Raw genomic sequence first — 15,673 nt, forward strand, 5'->3', positions numbered from 1 at the left:
GGGCCGTCGCCTCGGGCCGGCGCTTCGGGTCGCCGCAGGGGCTGCCGCAGGGCCGCCGTGGGGTCGTCGTAGGGCCGTCGTTGAGGCCGCCGACGCGGTCCGTCGCTTCCGGACAGACACGAAATCAGATGGACAACGCCCGCCGTCATCGTTTCGGCGGGCGTTTTTCGTGCCATTATCCGCTTTCCAGCGACGAAGTTCGGAATGGTCGAAAATTGGATGGAAGATCGCGTCGCTTGCGTGCTGACTATCCCGGATTTATCAGTGTTTGCCCAGGTCAATTGATGGGTCAACGACAAGTCAAAAGGCGCGCTGTAGCCGGGAAACGATCGCACAAGGTCCTACGATCGCACCATGACCTGCGTACTTCTCGCCGAGGATGACACCTCGATATCCGAGCCACTGGCGCGTGCCCTGCGCCGGGAGGGCTATCAGGTGGAGGTGAGCCCAGATGGCCCGCAGGCCCTGGAGAGGGCCTTGTCGGGGGGCGTCGACCTGATTGTTCTCGACCTCGGCCTTCCAGAGATGGACGGGCTGGAGGTCGCGCGCCGCATTCGCGCGGAGGGACACGGGACTCCGGTCCTGATCCTTACCGCCCGCGTCGACGAAGTCGACACCGTCGTCGGACTCGACGCCGGGGCCGACGACTACGTCACCAAGCCGTTCCGCCTCGCAGAACTGCTCGCCAGGGTGCGGGCACTGCTCCGGCGCGGAACATCGGAGACCCCGGTGGTGCAAGGCGTCCGCATCGACGCCGACTCCCGCCGGGCCTGGATGGGAGACAAGGAACTGCACCTGACCACCAAGGAGTTCGATTTGCTGCGCGTGCTCGTACGGGACGCGGGCAAGGTCGTCACCCGCGAGCAGATCATGCGCGAGGTGTGGGACACGAACTGGTGGGGGTCGACGAAGACACTCGATATGCACATCTCGTGGCTGCGCCGCAAGCTCGGCGACGACGCGGCCAAGCCGCGCTACATCACGACCGTCCGAGGGGTCGGCTTCCGTTTCGAGCGCGAGTAGCCGCCGTGGGGCGGTTGCGGGGGAGGGGCTAGCACGTGCGCCGGCGCCTGCTTTCCTCCATGCTGCTCGTCGCGGTCATCGCGGTACTGCTGTTAGGCGTGCCCCTGGGTGTGGTCGTCGTGCGCTTGTTCAACGACGAGGTCGCCCAGGAGCTCAGGACGGACGCGAACCGGCTGCTGCTGGGAGTGGAGTATTCGCTCAGCCAGGGTCAGGGGATCAGTCCGGATCAGCTCGCACGGAACTACCCGGACCGATACCTCCAGGTGTTCGTCCGCGGGAAACCGCCGATCGTCGTGGGCTCGCCTCCGCTCGTGGGCCGCGACCTGACCGAGGAGGCGCGCTCCGAGAACGGTTACGTACGCGTCAGCCGCGACGCGGCCCAGATCCAACAGGACACCCAGGCGCGGCTGGTGCTCATCATCGCGCTGGCGGTCGTGGCCCTCGGGGCCGCGATCGGACTGGCCACCGTCACCTCGCGTCGCCTGAGCCTGCCGCTCCAAGATCTCACCAGGATCGCGGAGCGGCTCGGCTCGGGCGACGCGAGGCCGAGCCGGCACCGCTACGGGATCCCCGAGCTGGACCTCGTGGCCGAGGTGCTGGACCGCAGCGCGTTGCGGATCTCCGACCTGCTCGCGCGGGAGCGCGAGTTCGCCACCGACGCCTCCCACCAGCTGCGCACGCCGCTGACGGGGCTGAGCATGCGCCTGGAGGAGATCGTCGCGGCGGCCGACCAGCCCGAGGTGGTCCGCGAGGAGGGCGAGGCCGCGGTCGTGCAGGTCGAGCGGCTGACCGCCGTGATCGACGAGTTACTGGCCGCCGCCCGCAGGCAGCGGCACGCCCAGGCGGCGCCGATCGACGTGGACGACGTGGTGGGGCAGCAGATCGTCGAATGGGAGCCGGCGTTCCGCCGGGCCCACCGGTCGCTGGTGCTCGCGGGCGACCGGGGCCTCAGCGCGCTCGGCACGACCGGCGGGCTCAGCCAGGTGCTGTCCACCCTGCTGGAGAACTCCCTCAAGCACGGCGACGGCGTGCTGACGATCAACACATCGAGTACGGGCAGGTCTGTGGTGATCGAGGTGGCCGACGAGGGCCCGGGCATCCCGGAGGCACTCGGCCACCGGGTGTTCGAGCGGAGCGTGAGCGGGGGAGGCGGCACGGGCCTGGGGCTCACCCTCGCGCGTGCCCTGGTGGCGGCCGACGGAGGGCGGCTGGAGCTGGTCAAGCGCCGCCCGGCGACCTTCGCCATCTTCTTACGTCACACCCGTGACAGCGGGCGTCATCACCGCGTCGTGAGCGGTCCCGCCTGACGAATGGTTCAGGGGGTGGTGAGGGGGTCGGCCTGTGCCTTCACGTCGGGGTGGGGTCGCGCGCCGGCCCCTTCGACGGAGTCCTCGGCCAGTTCCGGGGCCGCCAGGAACACCCACTTCTTGTACGACCAGAGGCGGAACAGCGTGCCGAGCACCAGGCCGACGGCCTGGGCGACGTTGTAGCTCAGCGTGTCGTGCAGGCCGAGCGTGTACGTCACGAAACCGATGGCGAGGAGCGAGGGCAGCAGGCCGATGCCGTTCAGCAGGAAGAACAGAATGTACTCGCGTGCCAGGCCGCTCTGCTGGCGATGCCGGTAGGTCCAGAAGCGGTTGCCCATGTACGCGAACGTGGCGGCGACGATCGTGGCCACGACCTTCGAAAACAGTGGGCCCATGCCGACGCCGAACCGCAGCAGGTTGGCGCCGCCGAAGTCGATGACGAACGCGATCGCGCCCACCAGACCGAACTTGATCAACTCGTGGATGAGCGCGGCGAACCGCTCGTAGGCGCGTTGTAGAAGCTGCACGTCCCGCACGGTCCTTCCTGATCAGCGGCCTCGGTCGGCGGCGAGGTCTTCTCAGGCTACCGGCCGCAGGCACAAATCGGGGTCTTGCCGCAACCTTCGCCCGCTTCGTCCCAGGTCATTGAAGAACATTTCAAGAAAAATCCTGCTATCTAGGATGAGCGGGCGCTCTTCGCACTACGCTCTCGCCCGACCAGGATCACTTCGTTCGGGGACGCGCGCGTTCTGGAGGGGTGGCCTTTCTCGTGTTGCGCAGACTCACCGCCCTCGGTCTCGGCCTCGTCCTGCTCGCGGGGTGTGGGACCGAGGGCGTGCGTGAGACCCCGCCCGAGCCCGGTGTCACGTCCCCGGCGACGGTCGAGATCGGCACGGCCGACGCGCTGGCGGCCTTCGACGGCCTCGGCGACCTGTCCGGCGCCTGGAAGGACCGGGACTGCGGCGAGATCGAGCAGCTCACGACCGGTGTGGAGCGCACCGTCGGGAGCCGTGTCTGCGCGGCCGCGCGCGAGGGCCGCTCGGCGCCCGCCCTCGGTGCCTATGGGGATCCGGAGTTCCTGCTGCCCGCCGGGGAGGACGGCGAGGACGGCGCCTGGTTCGCCGTGCTGGCCCGCAAGCCCAAGCCGGCCTACTTCGTCTTCGTACGGGCGGACGGCCGATGGCGGCTCGGCGCCGGGCCGATTCCGCTCGTCGGCAAGGCGCCCGAGGCGGAGGGCGGCGTGGACGGCACGGCGGTCGACGCCGTCTCCGACCCGCGCGCGGCCGTCGGGGCGCGGCTCGCGCCCACCCGGCACGTCGCGTTCCTGACCGATCCCACCGGAGTGAACGGGAACGGGGTCAGCGGGGTGCGCTTCGCCTCCGGCGATGCCATGCGCCGCCTTCTCGCGGAACTCGTCCGCGCCCCCGGCAGGGTCCGTCCCGATCACCTGTCCACCGACGTGCGCATCGAGGGACCGGCCCGCGCGCTCGCGCTGCCCGGCGGCGGTTCGCTGGTGTTCCACGCGCTGCGTGTCGTCTTCACGCAGAAACCGCGTTCGGGCCGTGCCTCCCTCGCTCATCCCCGCTACCGAGCCGCCGACGTACGCGCCTTCACCGGCGGCGCGGCCACGACCGTCACCGGCAGCGAGATCCTGGTGCTGGCCACCAGGGTGGCGAAGGACAACACGATGACGACGGTCGGCATGCGCCGGGTCCTCGCCGACATCGCCGAGGGCTCCGGCCAGGGGTCCGGCTGACGGGGGTTCGCCGCGCAATAGGTAGGCTGACGTGTCGTGAACAGCCCGAACGTTCCCCCTTCCGCACCCGTGACCGCGCCCGTGGTGGGCATGGTCGGCGCGGGCCAGCTGGCGAGGATGACACAGCAGGCCGCGATCGCGCTCGGCATCGACCTGCGCGTGCTCGCGAACACCCGTGACGAGAGCGCCGCCAAGGTGATCGTGGACACCCGGCTCGGCGACTACCGCGACCTCGCCGATCTGCGGGAGTTCGCGAAGGGGTGCGACGCCGTCACCTTCGACCACGAGCACGTGCCGACCGAGCACATCCAGGTCCTGGCCGCCGACGGCCACGCCGTACACCCCGGGGCGGACGCCCTGGTCCACGCGCAGGACAAGGGGGTCATGCGGGAGCGGCTCACCGCGATCGGCGCGCCCTGCCCGGCCTGGGCCCGCGTCGAGGACCTGGCGGGTGTGGAGACATTCGCCGAGGGGCACGGCTGGCCGGTCGTGCTGAAGGCCGTGCGCGGCGGCTACGACGGCCGGGGCGTGTGGGTGTGCGAAACCCCCGCCGAGGCGCGCGAGGTGCTCGCCACCGGTGTGGCCCTGCTGGCCGAGGCGTTCGTCCCGTTCGAGCGGGAGGTCGCCGTGCTGGTGGCCAGGTCCCCGCACGGCCAGGGCGTCAGCTATCCCGTCGTCGAGACCGTGCAGAAGGACGGCATCTGCGTCGAGGTCATCGCGCCCGCGCCCGGCCTGGGGGAGGAGGAGGCGGCGGTCGCCCAGCGTGTCGCGCTCACGATCGCCCGCGACCTCGGCGTGACCGGGCTCCTCGCGGTCGAGATGTTCGTCACGAAGTCCGGGTTCGTGGTCAACGAGCTGGCCATGCGCCCCCACAACAGCGGCCACTGGACGATCGAGGGCGCCCGCACCTCGCAGTTCGAGCAGCACCTGCGGGCCGTGCTCAACCTGCCTCTCGGGTCGCCGTCGATGACCGCGCCGGTCGTCGTCATGGCCAACCTGCTCGGCGGCCCCGACCCCGACGTGTACTCCCGGTATGAGCACGTGATGGCCAACGACCCGGGCATCAAGATCCACTTCTACGGCAAGGACGTCCGGCCCGGCCGCAAGATCGGGCACGTCACCGCCCTCGGGACCGACCTCGACGAGGTGCGGGCCCGCGCTCACCACGCCGTCACCTGCCTGAGAGGACCTGTGGATGCCTGACGTCGGGCCAGCTGTCGGAATCGTCATGGGGAGCGACTCGGACTGGCCGGTGATGCGGCAGGCCGCCGAGGCGGTCGCGGAGTTTGGCGTGTCGTTCGAGGCCGACGTGGTGTCGGCGCACCGCATGCCCGCGGAGATGATCGAGTACGGCTCCCGCGCCGCCGGGCGCGGACTGAAGGTGATCATCGCGGGCGCCGGCGGCGCGGCCCACCTGCCGGGCATGCTGGCCTCGGTCACCCCGCTGCCCGTGATCGGCGTCCCGGTGCCGCTGAAGTATCTGGACGGCATGGATTCACTGCTGTCGATCGTCCAGATGCCGGCCGGGGTGCCCGTGGCGACCGTCGCCGTCGGCGGGGCCCGCAACGCGGGACTGCTCGCCGTACGGATCCTGGCGGCCTCGGATGAGGGGCTGCGGCGGCGGATGGAGGAGTTCCAGGTCACCCTGCGGGACCAGGCGCACGCCAAGGGCGAGCGCCTGCGCGCCGAGGCGTCGCAACTGAGCCGGTAGTTCTCGTCCCCCCCGCGGCCGCCCGCGGCGGGGGTGGACAGCCGTCCCACCGATCCCGTGATCGGCGGGGCGGCCGGAGCCGGGGTCAGGGGCGGCCGAGGGCGCGATAGTCCCAGCCGGCTTCGCGCCAGGTGTCCGCGTCGAGCGCGTTGCGGCCGTCGACGATGGTGCGGGCCGTCACGACCGCGCCCAGCTCCTCGGGGTCGAGGGCGACGAACTCCTGCCACTCGGTGAGCAGCAGCACGACCTCGGCCCCCTGAGCGGCCTCCAGGGCCGACTCGGCGTACCCGAGGTGGGGATGGGCCGCCCGCGCGTTCGACAGGGCGGCCGGGTCGTAGACCGTGACCTGCCCGCCCTGCTCGGCGATCTGCACGGCCACGTCGAGCGCCGGCGAGTCGCGGATGTCGTCGGAGTTGGGTTTGAAAGCCGCTCCCAGCACCGCGACGCTGCGCCCGTCGAACGCGCCGCTCAGCAGTTCACGGGTGAGTTCGACCGTCCGGGACCGGCGGCGCAGGTTGATCTCGTCGACCTCGCGGAGGAAGGCGAGCGCCTGGTGGGCGCCGAGCTCGCCGGCCCTGGCCGTGAACGCCCTGATGTCCTTCGGCAGGCAGCCGCCGCCGAAGCCGAGGCCGGCGTTGAGGTATTTGCCGCCGATCCGCTCGTCGTACGACAGCGCCTGCGACAACTGGGTGACGTCGCCGCCGGCGGCCTCGCAGACCTCGGCCATGGCGTTGATGAACGAGATCTTCGTGGCCAGGAACGCGTTCGCGGCCGCCTTCACCAGCTCGGCCGTGGGGAAGTCGGTCACCACGATCGGGACCTCGCCCAGGGGCGCGTAGACGTCCCGCAGCACCTTCTCGGCGCGCTCGGAGGCGACCCCGAGCACGATCCGGTCGGGACGGAGCGTGTCCTGCACGGCGAAGCCCTCACGCAGGAACTCGGGGTTCCAGGCCAGCTCGGCCTGCATTCCGGCGGGCGAGAGCCGTACGAGCTTGTCCGCGAGGCGCTCGGCGGTGCCGACCGGCACCGTGGACTTGCCCACGACCAGGCACTCGCGGTCGAGGTGAGGGGCCAGCGACTCGACGACCGCGTCGAGGTAGGAGACGTCGGCGGCGTACCCGCCCTTCTTCTGGGGGGTGCCCACACAGATGAAGTGGACGTCGCCGAACTTCGCCGCCTCCTCGAAGGAGGTGGTGAAGCGCAGCCTGCCCGAGTCGAGGTTGCGGCGGAGGAGCTCCTGCAAACCGGGCTCGTGAATCGGCAGCTCCCCGCGCTGCAACCGTTCGATCTTGCTCTGGTCCACGTCCAGACCGAGCACTTCGAAGCCCAGTTCGGCCATGCACGCCGCGTGTGTAGCACCCAGGTATCCGGTCCCCAGAACAGTGAGGCGGTACGGCACGGCATGCTCCCCTCTTACCGACTCTTTGTGATCTGGCATGGTACCGGCCCGGTCAACTGCCCTGAGACCCACCTGGGCAAACCGGCACCTTGGCCCCCACGGTACGGCTCTGGACGTGCCCGGTCGACGCCACGCCATCACTTCCTCACCCCCTGTCAGGGGGATGTGTCAGGGAAAGCACCGTACTGACTGGTAACTTTCTAGTCGGACGTCCTAGTATCGGCGCTATGAGCTTCCCTCTCTACGCCCCCGCTGAGGAGCACGAGATGCTCCGCGAGACGGTCCGGGCCCTCGCCGACGAGAAGATCGCCCCGCGTGCCGCGGCGGCCGACGAGAACGAGGAGTTCCCCTGGGAGGTCTACAAGGACCTCGTCGCGGCCGACATGCACGCCGTCCACATCCCCGAGGCGTACGGCGGGGCGGGCGCCGACGCGCTCGCGACCGTGATCGTCATCGAGGAGGTCGCCCGCGCGTGCGCCTCGTCCTCGCTGATCCCGGCGGTCAACAAGCTGGGCACCGTGCCGCTGCTGCTGTCGGCGTCCGAGGAGCTCAAGCAGCGCTACCTGACGCCGGTGGCGCGCGGGGAGGCCATGTTCTCCTACGCCCTGTCGGAGCCGGAGGCGGGCTCGGACGCCGCTTCGATGAAGACCAGGGCCGAGCGCGACGGCGACCACTACGTGCTCAACGGCACCAAGATGTGGATCACCAACGCGGGCGTGTCGGAGTACTACACGGTCATGGCCGTGACCGACCCCTCGGCCGGCGCCCGCGGCATCTCGGCGTTCGTGGTGGAGAAGGACGACGAGGGCGTCTCGTTCGGTCCGAAGGAGAAGAAGCTCGGCATCAAGGGCTCGCCCACGCGTCAGGTCATCCTGGAGAACGTCCGGATCCCTGCCGCACGGATGATCGGCGAGCCGGGCACCGGGTTCAGGACCGCGCTGGCCACGCTCGACCACACCCGCGTCACGATCGCCGCGCAGGCGCTCGGCATCGCCCAGGGCGCGCTCGACTACGCCGTCGGCTATGTCAAGGAGCGCAAGCAGTTCGGCAAGCCGATCGCCGACTTCCAGGGCCTGCAGTTCATGCTCGCCGACATGGCGATGAAGCTGGAGGCCGCCCGCCAGCTCACCTACGCCGCCGCCGCCAAGTCGGAGCTGGCCATGCACGGCACCCCGGTCAAGGACCTCACGTTCTTCTCCAGCGCCGCCAAGTGCGCCGCCTCCGACGCCGCCATGGAGATCACCGTCGACGCCGTCCAGCTGCTCGGCGGGTACGGCTACACGCGGGAGTTCCCGGTCGAGCGCATGATGCGCGACGCGAAGATCACCCAGATCTACGAGGGCACCAACCAGATCCAGCGCGTCGTCATGGCCCGCCAGCTGTTGAAGTAGCCCCTGACGTGCAGAAACCCGCTCCCCGTGTCTGAGGAGCGGGGTTCGCCGTGTCCGGACGGAGCCTCTAAATGATCACTGTTCCGTCCCTGTTCCGTAAGAGCGCGTGCGGACGGAACGGACCCTTGCCGATGGCTCTGCAACGCGACCGCCAGCAGCCTGATGGCTGGAGTGCGATGATTGCGGCTGTGCCGCCTGGCCCATGAACTGCGAGTGCCGCACATCAGCGTAGAGACGACGACCGACCCATGGACACCCGCGAGATGCTTGCGGCCGCCGTTGATGCTACGGCGCTGATGATCACGCACATGTCGTCTACTTATCTATCGCCCACCCTGGCAGGTCGCTTTCCGTCATCTCACGCCATACTCGTGCAACGCCTTTCGGGTGGTGCTGATAGGCCTGACGGAGTAGGCCTGCAACAAGCGGAATCAGCTCCTCCATCTCTGCTTCAACGGCAACCTTCAAGCCTTCAAACAGGAAGGGAGTCGCTTCACCAGCGTTGCCGTTCTGAAGCAGGATCATGCCCTTTGTCGTCCGGTTCCTCGCCAGGTCCGGCAGGAAGGCGTCGGGGCGGGTCTTCGCCAGGGTGCGGTAGAGGTCGGTGGCTTCGTCGATCGCGGCCAGTGCCTTCTCCCGCTGCCCGAGGTCCGACAAGCAGGTGGCCTGGTTGTTCAGCGAGCCGGCGAGGTTGGGCAGGAAGGCGTCGGGGCGAGTCTCGGCCAGAGACCGATAAACGATGACTGCTTCGGCGACGGCTGCCAGCGCCTCTTCTCGCCGACCTAGCTGGGCCAGAACTTTGGCGAACTTGCTGCTCCATTCGGCTATCTGAGCCGGATCGGCATCGGCCGGTAGAAGGTCGCGGACCCGGCGGGTCACCACCTCATCGGGAGCGGCCAAGGCCACCGTCGGGTAAGGGATCATGACGACGATCTGCTGGAGATCAGCCACGGCGATCGGGGCGTTTTCTAGCACTTGAGCGAACAGATCACCTAAGCGGGGACCGGTCTGGACTGCGACCACGATCGCTGCGGCGGCCAGACCGGTAAGATCCTGCCGCAACGCCTGCTCGATCAGCCGGGGACCCTCGTCGTGATGGGCACAGGCACGGACCAGGACCGTCAACATCTGCACTGCTTGCCGCTCTGTCAAGTCGGTCGAACAAGCCCGGCGCAGCCGTGAACTGGCTGCCAGCTCATGAGCGGCGTGTCGCTCGGCCAGCAGGTCAGGCCGCAACGCATCCACTCGTTCCCCGCCGCCGGGATACACCTGCCGCAGCCACCGCACCACTGCCCCCACCCGCGCATCATCGGCTCGCGTAAGGTCGGGCACCCGCCGCACCACCGCCCGCACGGCGTCCTCATCATGGTCCTGGGCATTAAGCAGCAGCGTCACAGTGGCGATCACCTGTTGCAGCACCGGCAGAGCAACCCCCGCCCCAGCGCGCCGAGCAGTCTTGTCCCATAGCCGACGTTCGTGCCCCAATAGCCGGTCCAACACCCCTAAGTCTGCAGCCGCCCGGGCCCCGGCCGTCCCCTGCTCCTCATCCAGCACCGTCACCAGCGCCGCCGCATGCAACACCAGGACCGGCAACCGCTCGGCCGATGCGACGGTGAAGGACATTTGCGGTGCCGGGTGGCCCAGCGCCGCCGCGAAGAATGGCAGCGCCTCCTCGATCACCTGAAGATCGGTGCGATGGGCATCCAGCGCAGGCGCCAACTCCAGCATCGAGGTGCGCGCCACCAGGTCCCGGACCGCATCTGATTCGGTATCCAGCTCCGTCCACCAGTCGCCGGTTTGACGGGCCATCAGCAAAACTCGCAGCCTGCCTGCATCCCCAGTCGCTTCCAGGCGGGCCACCTCAGCCAGCATGGCGGGCAGTTCGGGGCGGGTCTCGGCATAATCGACGAGCAGCAACACCCGCTGATCCACCTGGCCAGCGGCCTGGACGGCCGCCACCTCCTGTCCCGGCCGGACTTGCCGGCACACCCACTCCATGAACGGCAGCGACTCGGCCAGATGCAAGGCCAGCCGGGTCTTGCCTACCCCGCCCTGACCGGTCAGCAACCGCGCCGGACACGCCGCCTCATCCTCGCACCAGCTGGTGAGAGCCTTCAGTTCCTCCACGCGTCCGGCGAACGTGACTACCCCGTGTTCGGGACGCAGCAATCCTGCCACGCTCTCACCTGATGCAGCCATCTCACCGGTGGCCGCCAACGTCGCCCGCCGCGCCTCCTCCTCGGCAACCGCGGCAGCTTCCGCCGCCTTGACCGCCCGGCGGGCAGTAAGCCATTCGCTGACGTACGACCCCGCAGCCCCGCCCGCGATCACTCCAAACACGGGCAGCACCAACCGCACCGCCAGCGGCCACGTCGCGGGCGTCAAGGGAACCGCCGCCGCCACCACACCTGCCGCTATCAGCAGCAGCAAAAACCCGAACGGCCGCCGACGGTGCCTGTCGCCCATGACACTAGGATCACGCCTATCGAGATGGGCCTGTCCAGTGAACGGTGTAACTCGGCTTCGGTTTGTTCTAGCGGCGGGTTGCTGACAGTCGGCCTTCGAAGGTGATCTCGAAGGCGTTCAGGGCGGCCTTCCATCGGTTCATCCAGCGTTTGCGGCCCTTGCCCGTCGGGTCCAGGCTCATGACGGCCATGTAGACGCACTTCAGCGCGGCCTGCTCGTTGGGGAAGTGGCCGCGGGCCTTGACCGCCCGGCGGATCCGGGCGTTGACCGACTCGATCGCGTTCGTCGAGCAAACGGCCCGGCGGATCTCCACATCGAAGGACAGGAACGGCACGAACTCCGCCCAGGCGTCCTCCCACAGCTTGACGATCGCCGGGTACTTACCGCCCCAGACCTCGGCGAACTCCATGAACCGCTCGAGTGCTGCGGCCTCGGCGCGGGCCTGGTCGACCAGCCTGGCCACCAGCTCGCGATCCGACGCCTCATGCTTTTTCCGCGCCACCGCGGCGTCCTCCAGGTCCATCGCCTCAGATGCCTGGATCACCGTACTCGTCACAGGTGTCTCCTTGATCAGGAGTTACACCGTTGTTTGTACAGTCCCTCAGCCCGAGGTAGGACAAGACCCGTCCGGCTGCCGGAAGAAACTTTTCTTCTCGCTATCAAGGGCAGCCCGCCTGCGGCGTTCTGCCAAGAGTCGGGCGGTCGATGGCCGCGCTGCGGCTCTTCGGCTGGTCGCGGCCATCGCCGCCCAGCGCTCGGTATCGTCGGATACGTGTACTCCAACGATGCATGATCTGGATCACAGCCACTGGGAGCCCAGAGGTGAAGATCGAGAGTATCGCTGAAAAGCGCCAGAGTGCACCACCAGCGGCGGCGCACCAGAGGCATGCTGCGTCAAAAGCGTTGCAGTCATGCCCCTTCCATCAAGCAGATAGGGAGATAGACTAAGCGCCTATCTAGAGCTCACACGGTTGACTGCTGAGGCTGGCTAACCAGCGGGAAGGGCTGTCTATGGACAGTGCGAACGAGTTCGGCGAGCAGATGCTGAGGATAGTCCTAGATGTTGAACGGGCTATCAGCACTGCAGGGCAAAAAGATAAATGGCCACCTCACCCGCTGTTTAGTATGGAACTCCTAGAGGCACTAGCTAACTGCGACGACTTCGACCCAATTAATATCACGGAGAGGCTGGTAGCCAATGCGCGTAGTGATTGAGGCCGAGTGTCGTCGGGGCTTAAAGATCATCAGTGAGATTCCGTCAACGTCGCTGTGCAAAATTGAAGGCTACAATGGCGTTGGAAAGACGAGTGCGATCAAGCTTCTTCAATTGTGCACAGGTAAACAGCCGTTCAACGATGTGACATGGCGCACGTTCTGCTCAGAACTGATTCGCGCTCGAGTTGTAGCCACCCAACTCAACGAGGTTCGCGAGATAGAATGGCTTCTGGAACCAAATCACTGGGAGGAAAATGCGCGCAGCCAAGCCAAGCCTCTGAAAGAGGACATGGTGCGTGTCGCTATCGACGGACGTAAGAAAAGTTTGAGGGATGCAGCATCGTTGCTGCAGGTACACCACCTCAATATCGCTGAGACCCCCGAAACCATTCTGGCTTCGCGTGCGCACATAGGCGGACACATCCTATCGGCATGGCATTCAGCAGATGAACGAGCGGACGCCGTCGATGCACCGTTGTTCGGCTTAGTCAAGTTGCTGGAATCATGCTCCACCGACCGCGTTCGACTTGCGCTCAAAGCGGCTGGTCGTGCTGAAACTATGGTGCGCGAAATATCCCAGCGTGCCAGAGAAGCGCGTAAACGGGTCGATCTGCTCACGACTGCTGTCGCAACGGCAGATCGCCTTGATGCTCTGCGAGGAGCCACGCCCCGACACCAAGAACGGTTGTCGAGGCTGGAAAGCGAACTTGCGACAGTGGACATGCGCAAGGAAGCCTTGGACGCGGAAATCGAGGCTGCATATGCGAGACAAGACAGTAATCAGCGAGCCGAGAAGGCATTCGTCCGAGCGCAGAAAGCATTGGAACGCTGTACTAGAAGTCAACACGCAGCTGCCAAGGAGCTAAGGGAAACTGCTGCCCGAGTAGGTGTTTCCCCAGCACACGGCAGTGTTGAAAGGGAGATCGCGCTCGTCGAACAACGACTAACGCAACTTCAGGATGCCCTACCGCATGTGAACGCCGGCCCAATGCTCGCCACACTGCTCGAGGACTTGGTGTCCCGTCTAGAGCTGGCTGTCGCCTCTGATCTCGGCGACAAGGTACTGCTCGACGTGGATCAGGAGACGCCAAAGTGGACCGTCCTCTCACTGCATAGTGCATGCAAGCATCAATTGGAAAAGCTCTCCGCAGCGCATCCAAATAGCGACGAGCAGCAGCTCAATGAAAATATCGATAAGGCCCGTCTACGGCTTCGTGACCTGAAAGAGGTCTTGCAAAAACTTGCGGCGTCTGAAGATGCTGAAAATAAACTGAGAGATGCTGAATCAAAGCTGGTCAAGGCGGCAGCAGGACTTCCCGGAAAGGGAGGGCGCAGCCTCGATGAAATGACCAAGGAACGCAATGAGTGCGACCAGCAAGGCCGCAGTCTCCAGTCTTCTATCGATCGGCTCCGCTCCGAGCTTGCCTTGATTGGTGGTGGTCAGACCGAGGAAGAGCTGCTGGAGGAACTTGACCGCCTCTGCAGGGAGGCCGAAGTAAGTCAGTCCTACCTGCGAAATGAACTGAAAAAGTCAGAAGACCATCTAGCACAACTTAGCAAGGAAGAAGTTCAGGCGTCGGTTGAGCTGGCTTCGGCCACCCGAGAGGCCAAGAAATACCTGAACGGGGTGCATCAAGTCGTAGCTGAGCTGGCCACCAACGACTCCTATGTTTGGTTGAACCGTGCTCTCCCGAGCTTGGCTAAGGTCCAAGAGCTTTCCACGGACGAGCAGATGAGGCTGCTGGATGAACTTCTTAATCGTGTAAAAAGCGCCCGAGGAGTGATCGATGACACAAAGCGAGCAATCGAAACCCTGAGCGCACAGCTGAAGGGATTGGCTGCAACGATCGAGCATCCCGAACATTCTCTGACGAATGGCGTCTACGATCCAAGCCTGGCGGCGGCGTGGCTTGCAGAAGAAGCTCGGGCGTGGCTTGATGACGAATCAATGAAGGAGGCATTGTTCGGCGGTGGTGATGATGTACGCTTCGATCCTCGCAATCTGACACTATCTTGGTCGCTTGACGGAGAACGTTTCACACGCCCGCTCGCAGGATTCTCGAGCGGAGAGCAGGCCTTTGCCTACACCCGCGCCCAATTGTTGCAGCTCGAACGCGATAGCGTATCAACGCCGAACCGCCTGATCGCCTTGGATGAGTTCGGGGCATACCTGGACGGGAGACGTATCGCTGACCTCGTTGAGGATTTGAGAAAGCGGAACAAGCGTGTTCCGGATGACCAAGTCGTTCTGATTCTACCGACAAGTCTCAACGCCCCGCCGTCCCCGAACGCTATTGGGACGGATCGAAGGGCGATGCTTGCCCGCCATGGCTACTATGCGGAATCCTTGTAAGTATGAACAGTGCTGACGCATCTACACGTTCCGTGTTTGGGGTTCCTGCTGTGCTCACCCAGACGGAGTGTTCGACGCTGCTCAACGACCTTATGTCGCTTTGGAGCGCCTGTTATGACTCCGAAATATCGGATCTACAGTCAGATCTCGACCGATGCCGCCATTTCTTCGATCCAGTTGCAAGAGGGCAGTCACTCAGAACACGGTTGGCGGCCGTAGAACCTGCATCTCCTCATATGCGGGAGAGGATCGCTAAATTTGGCAAGCCTCTAGTGGTCGAAGCAGGGGAAGACGTACTACTCGTCGGAGTGGAGGCCAGGCTCATGATAGAGCTTCTTTCCACGAGCCGAAATGAGGGTAACTACATTGCGCTATCGGATTCCGCAATAGGCAATATAGAGCGCGAGGCATTGAGTACTTATCGCCAATGGGCGATGCATCGTTTGAATCAAGTCATTGATCTACGCAGCGGCAACGGCAAAGAGCCGTTGCAACTCGTCTCAGTTGGTTTGGTACTTGCCCTGCTAGTCAACCGATCTACCACGGTGAGGCGTGCTGTGATTCAGAGGGACCATAACACGCAAGATGGGAAAGATGTAGATTCGGCGATCCATGCCGGTGCTGAGGCCTTCGCTAGCACGATTCACGTAAGTAGGCGGGGAAGGTCGTCGGGTGAGCAGAGGCTTAAAGGCGGATGGCCTTTGACGGAAGCACGACGAAGGTTGGCGCATCGCCTATTGGTAGAGCCCGGTGACAAGCCTGGGGAAAAGCTAATCTTTGTTCCCGAGAAGGCCGTCGATGATGTCATCGCATTTCTTGGCGTAGACCTCGCTCGTCGCCCTATCAGTGCAAACACGCTAGAGCAAGCATACGATGATCTCGTTGCCGCGTTTAAGGCTAGTACGCATGCGCTTGCGTATCGATCCATGGTGTTCGATCGGAAGGCGGAAACTAGCGATCTCAAACAACGCTTGGTTGAAAGCTTCTCTAAGGCCAGATCGATGGCTGGCCAATAGGGCCGGCGGTCATGCATGCTGGACGTATGCCAGCAA

Annotated in this window: 11 protein-coding genes and 1 pseudogene; 8 read left to right on the forward strand and 4 right to left on the reverse strand. The window is 65.6% G+C overall.

What is annotated here, in order from left to right; all coding sequences use genetic code 11:
* Nucleotides 1-354 precede the first annotated feature (354 nt).
* Nucleotides 355-1,023: a response regulator transcription factor gene (locus ACGFIB_RS15850; protein WP_030451323.1), complete on the forward strand. Its 669-nt coding sequence runs from the start codon at nt 355-357 to the stop codon at nt 1,021-1,023.
* 35 nt (nt 1,024-1,058) lie between these two features.
* Nucleotides 1,059-2,330, forward strand: a complete 1,272-nt coding sequence (locus tag ACGFIB_RS15855; RefSeq protein WP_191051669.1) for a sensor histidine kinase — start codon at nt 1,059-1,061, stop codon at nt 2,328-2,330.
* Nucleotides 2,331-2,338: 8 nt separating this feature from the next.
* Here the strand turns inward: ACGFIB_RS15855 and ACGFIB_RS15860 are convergent, their stop codons facing one another.
* Nucleotides 2,339-2,857 (reverse strand): GtrA family protein, encoded by a 519-nt coding sequence (locus ACGFIB_RS15860; protein ID WP_357259319.1) that lies wholly within the window; start codon nt 2,855-2,857, stop codon nt 2,339-2,341.
* Nucleotides 2,858-3,099: 242 nt separating this feature from the next.
* Here ACGFIB_RS15860 and ACGFIB_RS15865 point away from each other — a divergent pair, with 242 nt between their 5' ends.
* From ACGFIB_RS15865 to purE, 3 genes are read left to right on the forward strand one after another with little or no spacing between them, the layout of a single operon-like run.
* Nucleotides 3,100-4,086, forward strand: a complete 987-nt coding sequence (locus ACGFIB_RS15865) for a hypothetical protein (protein ID WP_393372214.1) — start codon at nt 3,100-3,102, stop codon at nt 4,084-4,086.
* 36 nt (nt 4,087-4,122) lie between these two features.
* On the forward strand, nt 4,123-5,289 hold the full coding sequence (locus tag ACGFIB_RS15870; RefSeq protein WP_393372217.1) for a 5-(carboxyamino)imidazole ribonucleotide synthase: 1,167 nt from the start codon (nt 4,123-4,125) through the stop codon (nt 5,287-5,289).
* Nucleotides 5,282-5,797, forward strand: a complete 516-nt coding sequence (purE, locus tag ACGFIB_RS15875; protein WP_142569386.1) for a 5-(carboxyamino)imidazole ribonucleotide mutase — start codon at nt 5,282-5,284, stop codon at nt 5,795-5,797. Before ACGFIB_RS15870 ends, purE begins: the two co-directional genes overlap by 8 nt.
* An 85-nt stretch (nt 5,798-5,882) precedes the next feature.
* Here the strand turns inward: purE and ACGFIB_RS15880 are convergent, their stop codons facing one another.
* Nucleotides 5,883-7,196 (reverse strand): UDP-glucose dehydrogenase family protein, encoded by a 1,314-nt coding sequence (locus ACGFIB_RS15880; RefSeq protein ID WP_393372220.1) that lies wholly within the window; start codon nt 7,194-7,196, stop codon nt 5,883-5,885.
* A gap of 227 nt (nt 7,197-7,423) precedes the next feature.
* On the opposite strand from ACGFIB_RS15880, the gene ACGFIB_RS15885 reads away from it, so the two are divergent.
* Entirely contained in the window at nt 7,424-8,587 is a 1,164-nt protein-coding gene (locus ACGFIB_RS15885) for an acyl-CoA dehydrogenase family protein (RefSeq protein ID WP_142569391.1), read from the forward strand.
* Nucleotides 8,588-8,902: 315 nt separating this feature from the next.
* Here ACGFIB_RS15885 and ACGFIB_RS15890 read toward each other — a convergent pair whose 3' ends face one another.
* Nucleotides 8,903-11,053, reverse strand: a complete 2,151-nt coding sequence (locus tag ACGFIB_RS15890) for a hypothetical protein (RefSeq protein ID WP_393372223.1) — start codon at nt 11,051-11,053, stop codon at nt 8,903-8,905.
* Nucleotides 11,054-11,120: 67 nt separating this feature from the next.
* Nucleotides 11,121-11,552 (reverse strand): annotated as a pseudogene (locus tag ACGFIB_RS15895) (transposase); the annotation flags it as partial.
* Between the two features lie 699 nt (nt 11,553-12,251).
* On the opposite strand from ACGFIB_RS15895, the gene ACGFIB_RS15900 reads away from it, so the two are divergent.
* Nucleotides 12,252-14,621 (forward strand): AAA family ATPase, encoded by a 2,370-nt coding sequence (locus ACGFIB_RS15900; protein WP_393372226.1) that lies wholly within the window; start codon nt 12,252-12,254, stop codon nt 14,619-14,621.
* A 2-nt stretch (nt 14,622-14,623) separates the two neighbouring features.
* Nucleotides 14,624-15,637, forward strand: coding sequence for a hypothetical protein (locus ACGFIB_RS15905; protein WP_393372229.1), 1,014 nt, complete (start codon nt 14,624-14,626; stop codon nt 15,635-15,637).
* The last annotated feature ends 36 nt before the right edge of the window (nt 15,638-15,673 follow it).

The organism is Microbispora bryophytorum, from assembly GCF_043197435.1.
GTDB classification, from domain to species: domain Bacteria; phylum Actinomycetota; class Actinomycetes; order Streptosporangiales; family Streptosporangiaceae; genus Microbispora; species Microbispora bryophytorum.